Genomic DNA, 13,343 nt, shown 5'->3' with positions numbered 1-13,343 from the left:
CCTGACCAGTGATCGTCACGGGCCGGCCGCGGGCGGCAGCGATGTCACGAACCGTGGCCCCGCACAACGGCGTGCGGGGCCCGCTGCCGCGTCTCCCACGGGCGTGCCCCCTTGATCGCGGGATCTTCACCTGTGTTACATAAGCTTCATATGGGCCCTGCCACTCCTGGTGGGGCTCAACGAAGCCTGTGGGGGGCACACTTGAATACAGCACGCCGTTCCGGACGCCTCGCGGCCACCGTTCTCGCCGCCGCGCTCACCGGGACCGGACTCACGCTCGCCGCCGCGCCCGCGGCCCACGCCGCCGCGTCCGACCGCGTGGCCAAGCTGCCGTTCACCACGTACTCGGCGCTGGCCGTCGACAGCGTCCACGAACGCGTCTTCGTCGCCGACGCCAACGTGGGCTCGAACGTGACCAAGGGCCACGTCGCCGTCTACACGTTCCAGGGTGAGCGACTCTCCACCATAGAACTGCCCTACTACGCCTCCGGCCTGGCGCTCAGCGACGACGCGAGCACGCTCTACATCGGCGAGCGCCACCGCGTCTGGGCCTACGACACCACCACGCTCACCTACAAGAGCCTGACCGGCGTGGGCAGCGACCAGTGCGGCCGGGAAGTCGTCGTCGCGGGCGGCAAGCCGTACTTCACCACGCAGTGGACCGACCCCCTCTCCCAGTGCGCCACGGCGACGAGCCACCTGGAGACGGTCTCCAACGGCACCTACCAGCGCACCGGCTGGAACGACGCCGGCAAGCTCCTGCTGGAGGGCGGCCCGAACGACACCTTCGTGATGGGCCAGGCGCTCAACTCCTCGGCGCCCAACCCGTTCCTCAGCGTCTTCGACGGCAGCGGCGAGACCCCCGTGCGGGGCGCCACCCGCCGCTTCGCCGACGCCGACGGCAAGGGCGCCCTGAACCTGAAGGACATCGCCGTCTCCCCGGACGGCACGAAGCTCGCCCTCGCCGACGCCACGGCCGGCACCCGGCTGCTCGACGCCGCCGATCTGTCGGACGCTCCCGCCGGCTACCAGGCCCTGCCCGCCGGGGCCACCGCCAGCTCCGTCGCCTTCAGCGGCGACGGCAAGTACATCGCGCGCGGCGCCTCGGCCACCGGCGCCACCCCCGACCTGCTGGTGCAGCCCGCCGACCCGGCCGACTCCGGCACCCCGCTGGAGTTCGTCTTCGAGGGCAGCCAGGACGGCGACCGGGTCGTGCCGCGCGGCATGGAGTGGTCGGCGGACGGCGCCCGGCTGTTCGCGGTCACCACCAACGCGAGCGGCAACCAGTTCTGGCTGCACATCATCCAGCCCCCGGCCGTCCAGTACGACGTCCGCTTCACCGGCTCCCTCGGCCACAGCCCCGCTCAGGCGGTCGCGGGCGAGCCCCTCGCCGTGCGCGGCAAGCTGGAGTGGGACGGCCCGGCGCCCGGCACCCCGATGAAGGTCGCCGCCACCCGCACGGACGCCGACGGCACCCACGACCTGGGCACCTTCACGGTCAAGGCGGACGGCTCATACGCCGTCCTCGACGAGCCCGCCCTCGTCGGCGACGCCACCTACACCGTGTCCTACCGCGGTGACCTCACCCACCGCCCCGCGAACGACGTCACCCACACCGTCTCCGTCGGCAAGGCGGCGAGCTCGATCGCCCTGACCGCCCCGGAGCAGGCGTCGATGCGCACCGGCGTGGAGATCACCGGCAGGTTCACCGCGCAGGGCAGGGCGCTGCCGGAGCGTGCGGTGCTCACGGTCCGGCGCACCGACCGTCTCGGCAGCGGCACGCTGTCGTCGGTGACCGTGGCCGCGGACGGCACGTTCACCGTCAACGACATCCCGCGCACCCGGCGCGAGACGACCTACACGGTCAGCTGGCCGGGCGACGACCTGCACGAGGGCGCCACGGCGTCGGCGACGGTCTACGTCACCCGGTAACCCGGGGGTGCGGGACTCCGCGGAGGGGTACTCGGGGCCTGCCGAAGCAGGGACGAGCGTCGAAGGAGGGACGTGCACATGGCGCAGGGCGACTTCTACTCGCGTGACCGGCCGTCCGACCCGAGCCTCCCGGAGGACCGCCCCCGCGGCGGTGGCCCCGAGGACCCGAAGGGACGGGGAACCTGGCCGGTCTGGGCACTGGTCCTGGGGATCCTGCTGCTCTTCGTGATCCTCACGGTGCTGCTCGGCTGACGGTGGCACCCGGTCCGCGCGTCGCTGCGGGTGCACGCGGACCGGGGCCGTCGAGGGGAGCCTCAAGGGCTCAGTGGGAGGTGAGTTCCTCCGCCTCCAGGATCGCCGCGTGCGCCTCCATGCGCTCGGCGGCCAGAATCGCTACGGCCGTGTCGGCGCGGGACGCCGCGACGACCAGCGCGCGGCCGGCCAGCGCGTGCGCCCGCTCGTGCAGGGCCGCGCGGTCGCGGACCTCGCCGCCGGGCACGGTGCGTACGCAGGAGCCGCCCCGAAGCCGCGTGACCTGCTCGGCGAGCCGTTCCGCCGCGTTGTCCAGGTCGCCGGACGGCTCCACCGCGCGCAGCTCGTCCGTGACGGCGAGCAGGGCCGCGAGATGGCCGGCCAGCTGGATGTCCAGCTCCTCCTCGCGCGACCGGTGGGGGAAGTCCGAGGTGGTGCCGGCCATCGTGCTGTGGACCGACTTGCTGCGGATCGGTTCGTACATGGGATGGCCTCCTGTGCTGTCAGGAAACCATCCTAGCTTAGATCCCGTCTAAAGTTGAGTCGTCCACGGAGTCGTCCACGGAATCGTCTGCGGAGTCGTCCACCGAAGCCTCCATGGAACCGTCCGCGGAACCGCGCGTCAGGGCTGGCTGTAGCCGTCCAGGAAGTTCCCGATCCGCGTCACGGCGTCCTTCAGGTCCCCGACCGTCGGCAGGGTCACGACCCGGAAGTGGTCCGGCTCGCTCCAGTTGAAGCCCGTGCCCTGGACGACCATGATCTTCTCGCGCCGCAGCAGGTCCAGGACCAGCTGCCGGTCGTCCTTGATCTTGAACACCTTGGGATCGAGCCGAGGGAAGAGATACAGCGCCCCCTTCGGCCGGACGCAGCTCACGCCCGGGATCTGGGTGAGCAGCTCGTAGGCGGTGTCCATCTGCTCCTTGAGCCGCCCGCCGGGAAGCACCAGGTCGTTGATGGTCTGCCGGCCGCTGAGGGCGGCCACCACCCCGTGCTGGCCGGGCATGTTCGCGCACAGGCGCATGTTCGCCAGGATCGTCAGGCCCTCGATGTAGGAGTCGGCGTGTGCGCGCGGCCCGGAGATCGACATCCAGCCGACCCGGTAGCCGGCCACCCGGTACGCCTTCGACATGCCGTTGAAGGTGAGGGTGAGCAGATCCGGGGCGATCCTGGCGGTGGCGGTGTGCGTGGCGCCGTCGTAGAGGATCTTGTCGTAGATCTCGTCCGAGCAGACCAGCAGGTTGTGGCGGCGGGCGATGTCGGTGAGGCCCTTGAGCATGGCCTCGTCGTACACCGCGCCCGTCGGGTTGTTCGGGTTGATGATGACGAGCGCCTTGGTGCGGTCGGTGATCTTCCGCTCCACGTCGGCGAGGTCCGGCATCCAGTCGGACTGCTCGTCGCACCAGTAGTGCACGGCCGTGCCGCCCGACAGGGAGACGGCGGCCGTCCACAGCGGGTAGTCGGGCGAGGGGACGAGGACTTCGTCGCCGTCGTCCAGCAGCGCCTGCATCGCCATCACGATCAGCTCGGAGACGCCGTTGCCCACGAAGACGTGCTCGACGTCGGTCTCGATGCCGAGGGTCTGGTTGTGCATGACGACGGCCCGGCGGGCGGCGAGCAGCCCCTTCGCGTCGCCGTACCCATGGGCCGAGGAGACGTTGCGGAGGATGTCCTCCAGGATCTCCGGCGGGCACTCGAAGCCGAAGGCGGCCGGGTTCCCGGTGTTCAGCTTGAGGATGCGGTGGCCCGCCGCCTCAAGCCGCATGGCCTCTTCGAGAACCGGGCCCCGGATCTCGTAACAGACGTTGGCGAGCTTGGTCGACTGGATCACCTGCATGTCTGGGAGCTTACGGCCCGGTAACGCGCCGTGGGCCGTGTTTTCCACCACTTGAGACGGGCGGTTTGCGGGGGTATCGCCGACGGCTGTCCCAGGCGCACCTCCCGTCCCTACAATGCGCGGCCATGTCCAGGCCACCTCAGTACGAAAACGGGGCGAATGCGGTGAACGCCGCGAAGGGTGCGGCGGGCGCTCCGGAGGGCGACGGGCCCGAGGGGCCGCCGAACGTGTACGTCCCGCAGGCCGTGCCGTCCCCCGACTACCAGGAGTACGCCGATCCGGCCGTGGCGCACGGTTGGCAGAACGCCTACGACGAGACGAGGGAGCTGCCCCGGCTGCCCGAGGAGCCGCCCCCGGCCCCGCCCCGGGACGAGGACCTCGTCGACCGGGAGACCCGCTGGGAGCCGCCCGGCGCCGGCAGCCGCACGGCCCGCCGCGCCGAGCACCGGCGCCTCAACCGGCGCCGGGCGCTGATGGCGGCCGGCGCGGTGGGTGCCGCGTCCGTGGCCGTCCTGGTCGCCGGTTTCGCGTTCTCCTCCGACCCCTCCCCCAGTGAACCCGAGGGCACCGGGCGTCCGACGCGCTCGTCGACGGACACCTCGACCGTGCCCACGGATCCGGCCACCCCCGTCCGGTCGGCCGCGCCGGTGTCCTCCGCCGGCCCGGATGCCCCGGCGTCCCCAGACGTGAGCGCTTCGAAGGGGGAGGACGAGAAGGCGGACGAGAGTGCCGAGGCGTCGGCCTCCCCCACGGCGAGGCCGACGACCACCGCTCCCGTGGCGCCCGCCACCACCGAGCCGGGTTCCGGCGCGGGCCAGGGCAACGCCAACGGCAGGCCGGGCCACGGCCAGGGCGGTGCCAAAGGGCCGAAGTAGGCACTGAGGAGCGCGCCCGACTGGCTTGAATTGACCGCTTGTTCTCCCAGCCCCCTCACACAACAATGCGCATGACAAATCAGCGGGTGGCCGGAAGATCTCCGGTCACCTTCGTCGCAAGAGGGGACCCCACATGAGAAAGCCTCTCGTCGTCGCGCTCACCGCCCTGGCCATCGCCGGGGCCGGCGCGGCACCCGCGGTCGCCGCTCCCGAGCGCGGCGACAGCGCAGCGCCCGCGATCCAGGCCGTGAACTTCGCCGGGACCGTCGCGCTCAGCAACTGCTCCGGCTCGGTCGTCCGCATGCCCGACTCCGAGGACCACGACCCGGCGCTCGTCCTCACCAACGGCCACTGCCTGGAGACCGGCTTCCCCGGCCCCGGCCAGGTCGTCGTCGACCGGGCCTCCAACCGCTCCTTCGGCCTGCTCAACTCCGCCGGCACCCGCGTCGGCACCCTGCGCGCCAACAAGATCGTCTACGGGACGATGACCGACACCGACGCCGCGATCTACCAGCTCACCCGCACCTACGCGCAGATCAGGTCGACGTACGGCATCAACGCGCTCACCCTCAACGACACACGCCCCGCGGCCGGCACCGCCATCAGCGTCGTCTCCGGATACTGGAAGCGGATCTACAACTGCTCGATCGACGGGTTCGCCCACCGCCTCAAGGAGGGCGGCTGGACCTGGAAGGACTCCGTCCGGTACACCTCCAGCTGCAACACCATAGGCGGCACCTCCGGCTCACCGGTCGTCGACCAGGCCACCGGAAAGGTCGTCGCCGTCAACAACACCGGCAACGAGGACGGCCAGAGCTGCACGGTGAACAACCCGTGCGAGGTCGACGAGAGCGGCAACGTCACCGTCCGCCAGGGCATCAACTACGCCCAGCAGACCTACCAGTTCCCCGCCTGCTTCGGCATCGGCAACAAGCTCGACCTGAGCGCCGACGGCTGCGTCCTGCCCAAGCCGTAACCGGCCTGCCGGTCCGACCGGTCCGACCGGTCCAGCCGGTCCAGCCGGTCCAACCGTTCTACGGGGTTCTGCGCACCGCCCGCCCCGCCAGCACGTCCGTCCGGCGGCCGTCCTCGATGACGAAACGGCCGTCGATCAGGACGTACGGGATGCCGGTCGGGAGCCTCCTCGGCTCCTCGTACGTCGAGCCCGCCGCCACCGTCTCCGGGTCGAACAGGACCAGGTCGGCGCGGTGGCCCTCGCGGACCAGACCCCGGTCCGGCAGTCGCAGCCGGGCCGCCGGACGCCCGGTCAGACGCGCGACGCACTCCTCCAGGGACAGCACGCCCAACTCCCGTACGTACCGGCCGAGATACCGCGGGAACGTGCCGTACGCCCGCGGATGCGGCTTGCCGCCCTGGAGGATGCCGTCGGAGCCGCCCGTGTGCACGCGGTGGCGCATGATCGCCCGGACGTTCTCCTCGTGGCCCACGTGCTGCAGGACCGCCGTGCCCAGCCGGTCCGCCAGCAGGAGCCGGCGGGCCGTCGCCCAGCCGTCCAGGCGGCGGCCGACGTACGAGGAGAGCGCGGGGTCGCTGACCCCCGAGACCTCGATCGTGTCCCACTCGACCGGCACCCCGTGGCAGCCGTCCGAGCCGACGACCTCCAGGTGGTGCCGGACGCGTTCCGCGGTCTCCTCGTCCGCCAGCCGCGCCAGCACCGCCTCCGGTCCGCCCTCGCTCGCCCAGCTCGGCAGCAGCGCCGCGAGGGTGGTGCAGCCGGGGGTGTAGGGATAGGTGTCGAGCGTGATGTCCGCGCCGGCCGCCAGCGCCCTGTCCAGCAGGCCCAGCAGCTCCGGTGCCCGGCCCTCGTTCACCCCGAAGTTCAGGGTGGCGTGGGCGAGATGGAGCGCACAGCCCGCCTCCCGCGCCAGGGCCACCATCTCCTCGTACGCCTCCAGGGCCCCGGCCCCGTAGGAGCGGTGGTGCGGGCAGTAGTAGCCGTCGTAGGACGCCACCACCCGGCACAGTTCGGTCAGTTCGGCGTCCTTCGCGTACATGCCCGGCGTGTACGTCAGCCCCGACGACATGCCGACCGCGCCCTGCTCCATGCCCTCGGCGACCAACTGCCGCATGCGCGCCAGCTCCTGGGGCGTCGCCTCGCGGTCCTCCCAGCCGACCGCGAGCGCGCGGACCGTGCCCTGGGGCACGAGGTAGGCGGCGTTCACGGCGATGCCCCGGCCCTCGAAGCCGTGGTCCAGCCGGTCCAGGTACTCGCCCACCGACCGCCAGTCGAAGTCGATGTCGTCGCCGGCGCCGTTCCACCCGGTGATCGCCCGGCGCACCTCGGCGAGCGTACGGTCGTCGACCGGCGCGTACGACAGGCCGTCCTGGCCGAGGACTTCGAGGGTCACCCCCTGCGCGGCCTTCGCGCTGTGGTCAGGGTCCCGGAGGAGCGCCAGGTCGCTGTGCGCGTGCATGTCGATGAAGCCGGGGGAGAGGACGAGCCCCTCCGCGTCCAACTCCCGTGTCGCACGCGGGCGCTGGCAGCCGGCCGCCGCGGCCTCCTTGACGACCGAGACGATCCTGCCGCCGTCGACGACCACGTCGGCGCGGTAGGAGGGGGCGCCGGAGCCGTCCACCACCTCCGCGTCCCGGACGACCAGGTCCTCCACGGCGGCCTCCTAGAAGAACGTACGGATGTAGTCGACGACCGTGCCGTCCGCCTCGGCGAGCGGGATCAGCTGCCACTTGTCGAAGGACGTGCACGGATGGGACAGCCCCATGCCGACCCAGTCGCCCACCTCCAGGTCCGCCTCCGGGGCCGTACGCAGCCAGGCGTGCTGGTCGGACAGGGCGGTCACCTCGATCCCGGCCGCCGGGCGCTCCACCCCGTCCCGACGCACCACCTGCGCGACGGGGAGATCCAGGTCGTGGGCGGCGTCCCGCTTGCCCGCGTTGACGAAGGCCTGCTCCGGGGTGGGGCGCGAGACCACCTGCGCCCACAGGCGGAACGCGGGCTCCAGGGCGCCCTCCTCGGGGACCCGGTTGAAGGGGGTGAGCCTGCGGTAGTGGCCGTCGTCGTGCGAGACGTACGCGCCGGAACGCAGCAACTTCAGTACGGGCGCGCTCAGTTCGGGCATCCCGGCGAACGCGTCGGCCACCGCGTCGAACCAGGCGCTGCCGCCCGCGCTGACCACGATCTCGTCCGTCTGCGCGAACAGCCCGGCCTTGTCGAGATCGGCGGCGAGGGTGATCAGGCGCTGCAGCCAGGCGGCCACGCGCTCCGGGGTGGCCTGCGGAACCTCTCCCTCGTACCCCGCGACACCGACGAGCCGCAGCGTGCGGGTGCCGGCCACCGCCTCGGCGACGGCCACGCACTCGGCCTCCGTGCGCACCCCGGTCCGCGCGCCCTCACCGGCGGCGAGCTCGACGACCACGTCCACGGGCCGGGCGGCTCCCCGCAGCGCCGTGTCCATCAGTTCGACCCCGCGCACGGAGTCGACGTAACAGACGAAGCGGAAGGACGGGTCGGCGGTCAGCTCCGCGGAGATGCGGCGCAGCGAGGCGGCGTCCACCAGCTCGTTGGCGAGGAACACGCGCTGCACGCCGAACTCCCTTGCCACCCACACCTGGTGCGGGACCGCGAGGGTGATGCCCCAGGCGCCGTGCTCGATCTGGCGTTGGAAGAGCTGCGGGGCCATGGAGGTCTTGCCGTGCGGGGCGAAGGCGAGGCCGTGCCGGTCCGCGTACGTCTCCATCAGCCGCACATTGTGCTCGAGCCGCTCGGCGGACAGTGCCAGTACGGGCGTGGCGAACCCGCCGGTGAACAGATTGCGGCGCTGGGCGGCCAGCTCGCCGACGGTGAGCCCGGCGGCGTCCGGCGGGAGGCCCTTGAAGCGGTGGTCGACGCGTTCCTCGGCCAGGCGGGCGAGCGCTTCAGTGGCCATTGAGCCTCCCTGATCAGGTGTGTTGCATTCACTGCAACAGTCATTGCGCATGGCGCTTGCTGCTGTCTAACATCTCGGCCAACACCGGCACAAGGCTGGGAGCCACGACCGTCGTGACCGCCACAGGACCTCGCAATGCCCCCGACGTCGTCGACGTCGTCGCGCTCGGCGAGTCCATGGTCACCTTCCTACCCACCCGACCGGGCCGCCTCGCCGACGTCCCGTCCTTCGACCGCTGCATCGGCGGCGCGGAATCCAACCTGGCCTGCGCGCTGGCGTCCGCCGGTCATTCGGTGCGATGGGTCAGCCGCGTCGGCGCCGACGGCTTCGGCGACCACCTGGTGGAGGCGATCGGGTCCTACGGCGTCGACGTCACCGCCGTACAGCGGGATCCGGCGCGTCCCACGGGCGTCTACTTCCGTACGGCGGGGGAGCGGGGGACGGACGCGCACGAGGTGGCCTACTACCGGGCCGGGTCGGCGGCGTCCGCGATGGGCGTGGGGAACGTGGACCTCGCGGCGGTACGGGCGGGGCGGGTGCTGCACCTGTCGGGGATCACGGCGGCGTTGTCGGCCGATTGCTCGGGGTTGCTGCGGGAGCTGACCGCGAGGCCCGGTCCCGGGTGGCCCCTTCTCTCCTTCGACGTGAACTACCGGGCCGGGTTGTGGCGTGACGCCGCGGACGGGCCGGGGGTGCTGCTGGAGCTGGCCCGGAGGGCCGACCTCGTCTTCGTGGGGGAGGACGAGGCGGAGGAGGCGTGGGGGGTGACGGGGGGTGCGGGGGCGATCAGGGAGGTGCTGCGGGAGCCGGGGATGCTGGTGGTGAAGCAGGGGGCGAAGGGAGCTGTGGCATTCCACCGCAGCGGCAGCGGCAGCAGTAGCGGCAGCAGTAGCGGTAGCGGCAGCCGCAGCCGCAGCCGCAGCCGCGGGCAGTCGTGGCGCTTGGGTGGCACGGGCGAGCGCGACGGCGCCCGCCCAGCGGTGGCGAGCGAGACCCGCCCTCGGCCGGTCGAGCCGACAGTCACCTACGAACCCGCGCCCGCCGTGGACGTCGTAGCAACCACCGGCGCCGGAGACGCCTTCGCCGCCGGATTCCTGCACGCCACCCTCCGCGGACTCCCCCCGAAGGCATGCCTCCGCCACGCCCACCTCTGGGCCGCCGCGAACCTCACCACCCCCGGCGACCTCGCCCCACCCCCCGCCCGCGACACCGCCGACCGCCTGGCAGCCGTCGGAGACGACACGTGGGGGAGACTTCGACTCGGCCCCGGCTGGACGCAGACCGGCCGTCGGGCCGACGAGGAGGTACGCACACCGTGAGCCAGACCGTAGACCGGGCGCTGAGCATCCTGCCGCTGCTCGCCGAGGGCCCCGCCGACCTCGGACAGGTCGCCGACCGGCTCGGCGTCCACAAGTCCACCGCGCTGCGCCTCCTGCGCACCCTCCACGAACACGGCATGGTCTACCGTCAGTCCGACCAGCGCTACCGCCTCGGCGCCCGGCTCATCGCCCTCGCGCAGGAGGCCATGGAGAACCTCGACGTCCGCGAGATCGCCCACCCGCACCTCGTACGCCTCAACGAGAGGTGCGGCCACACCGTCCACCTCGCCGTGTACGAGGAGGGCGAGGTGGTCTACATCGACAAGGTGGAGAGCCGCTACCCGGTGCGGATGTACTCGCGGATCGGCAAGCCCGTCGCCATCACCGTCGCCGCCGTCGCCAAACTCCTCCTCGCCGATCTGCCCGAAGCCGAGCGCCGCGCCCTCGCCGACAAGCTCGACTACCCGATGTACACGGCCCGTTCGACCCCCAGCGCCCCCGCCTTCCTCAAGGAGCTGGAGCGCGTGCGCGAACAGGGCTGGGCCACCGACCTCGGCGGCCACGAGGAGTCCATCAACTGCGTGGCCGCCCCGATCCGCGGCGCCGACGGCCGCGTGGTCGCCGCCATGTCGGTCTCCGCGCCCAATGTCGTCGCCACCGCCGACGAACTCCTCACCCTGCTGCCGCTGGTACGCCGCACGGCGGACGAGATCAGCGGCGAGTGCTCCGGCAAGCCCCCAGCGAAGGACGGCAGTTCATGACCGAGAAGATCGCGCTCACCCCCGGCACCCACACCACCCCGCCCGCGAAGTTCTCGCACGGCGTGAAGAAGGGCAACATCCTCCAGGTCGCCGGCCAGGTCGGCTTCCTGCCGGCCGAGGAGGGCAGGCCGCCCACGCCCGCCGGTCCCACCCTGCGCGAGCAGACCCTCCAGACCCTCGCCAACGTCAAGGCGATCCTGGAGGAGGGCGGCGCGAGCTGGGACGACGTGATGATGATCCGCGTCTATCTGACGGACGTGGCCCACTTCGCCGAGCTGAACGAGATCTACGACGCCTACTTCGAGGCGCAGAACCTCACCGCTCCGCCCGCCGCGCGCACGACGGTCTACGTCGGCCTCCCCGCGGGCCTGCTCGTCGAGATCGACGCCCTTGCCGTGCTGGGGTGACGGCGCCGGGTTGAGCATCTTCGTATAACGATGCAGGGGGCTGGCTGTGTGCGGCACAGGATCGTCGACCATACTGCCCGCTGTGGAGCAGCGCATAGGTTCGAGCAGCCAGCCCCTGGAGGGCGCCGGATTCGACCCGGCCTTCGTGCCGGGGATCACCCCACCCGTGTCCAAGGTGTCGGTGTCGAAGGAGTCCGGGTCCAAGGAGTCCGGGTCCGAGGAGTCCGTGTCCGAGGAGAAGGACTCCGACGAGACCCCGGTCGAGGAGACCGTCGTAGCGGAACAGGCGGAACAGGCGGAACAGGCGGAACAGGCGGAACAGGCGGAACAGGGTGACGACGAGACCCCCGACGGGCCGGTCTTCGAGGCCGCCGACCGCCGGGCCCGGATCGTCGCCGATCACCGCGGTGTCCGGCTCGCCCTGGACGACCAGGAGTGCGAATTCCGCTGGGACGAGATCGGCGCCGTGGAGACGGAGACCGCCCGCTTCGGCAAGCGGTTCACCGTCACGGTGCACACTCCTGACCGCCGCTGGTACCCGATCGAGATCGAGGCGACGGCCAGGAGCCTGTTCAGCGAGTGGGAGTCACAGCTGGACGCCGTGCTGGACGCGTACTTCGAGGACGGCGAGTCCGAGTCCTAGGCTCCCGGGAGCCTACGAGCAGTACTGCGCCGCCTTGCCGATGGAGCGGTACATGCAGTCCGCGTTCTCCAGCAGCTGCAGGACCGCGTCCCGGTTCCGGGAGGTCTCCCGCTCGATCACCTCGTCGGGCGGGTAGAAGCCGCCCCCGGAACTGGACCTCGGGTACATCTCGAAGGTGTAGCCGAAGATCTTGTGCACGCCCCAGAGGTAGTCGTCGATCGACCCGTCGGTGATGTACAGGTCGCTGGACTGCTCCGGTGTGTAGCCGTTGCTGGCGGCCATCTTCCCGCCCACGGTCGCGAAGGCGTTGCGGTCGTCGGCCGTCATCCCGGTCGTCGTGTCGGCCCTGGTGTACCCGAACGGCCACAGCACCAGCTCGCTGTACGTGTGGAAGTCGATGCCGGCCTTGATCTGCTGGACCCCGCCGACCACCCGGCTGCGGACGAAGTTCGCGACCACCTTCACCTCGGTCGCGGACTCGGGTGCCGAACCCCGGTAGGTCTGGGAGGAGGTCGAACCGGACGAGCCGCCGCAGCAGCCCCAGCGGTAGTCCCAGTTGCGGTTCAGGTCCGTGCCGACGTAGGAGGAACCGGAGTTGGGCTGCCGGTTCTTGCGCCAGGAGCGGTAGGAGCCGGTCGCGATGTCGTACTCGCCGCCGTCCGGGTTGAGGTCCGGGATGATCCAGATCTCGCGGTTGTTCACCATGTTGGTGACGCGGGTGTCCGTGCCGTAGTCGGAGGTCAGCTCGCGCAGCAGGTACAGCGCCATCTCGACGGTGAGGTGCTCGCGGGCGTGCTGGTGGTGGGTGAACAGCACTTCCGGCTCGGACTCGTCGGTGCCGACGTTGTCGCTGATCTTGATGGCGGTGATGTTCCGGCCCTGGTACGAGGTGCCGATGACCCGCGTGCTGGCGATGCTCGGGTTCGCCGAGACGATCGAGTTGATCTCGTTCGTCATCTCCGTGTAGTTGTGGTAGCGCGAGTCCGCCGACGGGAAGTCGAGGAGGCGGACGTCGTCCTCGCCGTTGGACCGGTCCGGTACGGCGCCCAACGGGGTGACTTCATAGCCGAGTTGGCGCAGCTTCTTGATCTGGGCCGCGCGGCCGGAGACCACCAGGCCGTGGTCGTCGACCTCGTCCACGGTCACGCCCGCCCGCTGGATCGCCGTGCGGTCCTTGACCGTGGAGTGCGTGTGGATCTCGTACTGGCGGATGTCGTCGGCGGAGGGGGCCGCCCTGGTGCCGCTGTCGGCGTTGGCGGTGACGTTCGCGGAGAGGGGTGCCGCGAGGGCGATGGCGAGGAGGGCGGCGAGTGCGGCGGTGCGTCTCCCGCCGCGGGCGCCCGAGCCTCGTGTGCGAAGTCGCATGAATTCTCCTTGGGTCTCCAGGGATTCCGGGATCTCCGGAAGGTGGGGAG

Annotated in this window: 13 protein-coding genes; 8 read left to right on the top strand and 5 right to left on the bottom strand. The window is 71.4% G+C overall.

Features of this window, described 5'->3' with window-relative positions; translation table 11 throughout:
- Positions 1-201: 201 nt before the first annotated feature.
- Positions 202-1,932, top strand: coding sequence for an Ig-like domain repeat protein (locus ICC28_RS31210; protein ID WP_188292119.1), 1,731 nt, complete (start codon positions 202-204; stop codon positions 1,930-1,932).
- A gap of 78 nt (positions 1,933-2,010) precedes the next feature.
- On the top strand, positions 2,011-2,184 hold the full coding sequence (locus ICC28_RS31205) for a hypothetical protein (protein WP_188292118.1): 174 nt from the start codon (positions 2,011-2,013) through the stop codon (positions 2,182-2,184).
- A 70-nt stretch (positions 2,185-2,254) separates the two neighbouring features.
- Here the strand turns inward: ICC28_RS31205 and ICC28_RS31200 are convergent, their stop codons facing one another.
- Positions 2,255-2,668 (bottom strand): hypothetical protein, encoded by a 414-nt coding sequence (locus ICC28_RS31200; protein ID WP_188292117.1) that lies wholly within the window; start codon positions 2,666-2,668, stop codon positions 2,255-2,257.
- A 138-nt stretch (positions 2,669-2,806) separates the two neighbouring features.
- Positions 2,807-4,018 (bottom strand): pyridoxal phosphate-dependent aminotransferase, encoded by a 1,212-nt coding sequence (locus ICC28_RS31195; RefSeq protein ID WP_188292116.1) that lies wholly within the window; start codon positions 4,016-4,018, stop codon positions 2,807-2,809.
- A 125-nt stretch (positions 4,019-4,143) separates the two neighbouring features.
- On the opposite strand from ICC28_RS31195, the gene ICC28_RS31190 reads away from it, so the two are divergent.
- Both ICC28_RS31190 and ICC28_RS31185 read left to right on the top strand, forming a co-directional pair.
- Positions 4,144-4,893, top strand: coding sequence for a hypothetical protein (locus ICC28_RS31190; RefSeq protein ID WP_188292115.1), 750 nt, complete (start codon positions 4,144-4,146; stop codon positions 4,891-4,893).
- Between the two features lie 133 nt (positions 4,894-5,026).
- Positions 5,027-5,869 carry a serine protease gene (locus ICC28_RS31185; protein WP_188292114.1) on the top strand — a complete coding sequence of 281 codons (843 nt, stop codon included), beginning with the start codon at positions 5,027-5,029 and terminating at the stop codon, positions 5,867-5,869.
- 58 nt (positions 5,870-5,927) lie between these two features.
- On the opposite strand, the gene ICC28_RS31180 is transcribed toward ICC28_RS31185, so the two are convergent.
- Together ICC28_RS31180 and ICC28_RS31175 are read right to left on the bottom strand one after the other, a co-directional pair.
- Complete coding sequence (locus tag ICC28_RS31180; RefSeq protein WP_188292113.1) at positions 5,928-7,523, bottom strand: N-acyl-D-amino-acid deacylase family protein; 1,596 nt, start codon at positions 7,521-7,523, stop codon at positions 5,928-5,930.
- Positions 7,524-7,532: 9 nt separating this feature from the next.
- A complete protein-coding gene (locus ICC28_RS31175; RefSeq protein WP_188292112.1) occupies positions 7,533-8,798 on the bottom strand; it encodes an amino acid deaminase in 1,266 nt (421 codons plus the stop codon).
- A gap of 113 nt (positions 8,799-8,911) precedes the next feature.
- On the opposite strand from ICC28_RS31175, the gene ICC28_RS31170 reads away from it, so the two are divergent.
- The 4 genes from ICC28_RS31170 (at position 8,912) to ICC28_RS31155 (ending at position 11,928) form a co-directional block, all read left to right on the top strand.
- Positions 8,912-10,117 carry a sugar kinase gene (locus ICC28_RS31170; RefSeq protein WP_188292111.1) on the top strand — a complete coding sequence of 402 codons (1,206 nt, stop codon included), beginning with the start codon at positions 8,912-8,914 and terminating at the stop codon, positions 10,115-10,117.
- Positions 10,114-10,878: an IclR family transcriptional regulator gene (locus ICC28_RS31165; RefSeq protein ID WP_188292110.1), complete on the top strand. Its 765-nt coding sequence runs from the start codon at positions 10,114-10,116 to the stop codon at positions 10,876-10,878. The genes ICC28_RS31170 and ICC28_RS31165 overlap by 4 nt, the downstream gene beginning before the upstream one ends.
- Complete coding sequence (locus ICC28_RS31160) at positions 10,875-11,285, top strand: RidA family protein (protein ID WP_188292109.1); 411 nt, start codon at positions 10,875-10,877, stop codon at positions 11,283-11,285. Before ICC28_RS31165 ends, ICC28_RS31160 begins: the two co-directional genes overlap by 4 nt.
- 82 nt (positions 11,286-11,367) lie before the next feature.
- Positions 11,368-11,928, top strand: coding sequence for a hypothetical protein (locus ICC28_RS31155; protein WP_188292108.1), 561 nt, complete (start codon positions 11,368-11,370; stop codon positions 11,926-11,928).
- Between the two features lie 12 nt (positions 11,929-11,940).
- On the opposite strand, the gene ICC28_RS31150 is transcribed toward ICC28_RS31155, so the two are convergent.
- On the bottom strand, positions 11,941-13,293 hold the full coding sequence (locus ICC28_RS31150; RefSeq protein WP_188292107.1) for a M14 family metallopeptidase: 1,353 nt from the start codon (positions 13,291-13,293) through the stop codon (positions 11,941-11,943).
- Positions 13,294-13,343: the final 50 nt, after the last annotated feature.

It is taken from the genome of Streptomyces sp. TRM68416 (genome assembly GCF_014596915.1).
GTDB lineage: Bacteria > Actinomycetota > Actinomycetes > Streptomycetales > Streptomycetaceae > Streptomyces.
The sequence above is the reverse complement of the archived record's forward strand: the minus strand, read 5'-3'. Positions and strand labels throughout refer to the sequence as shown.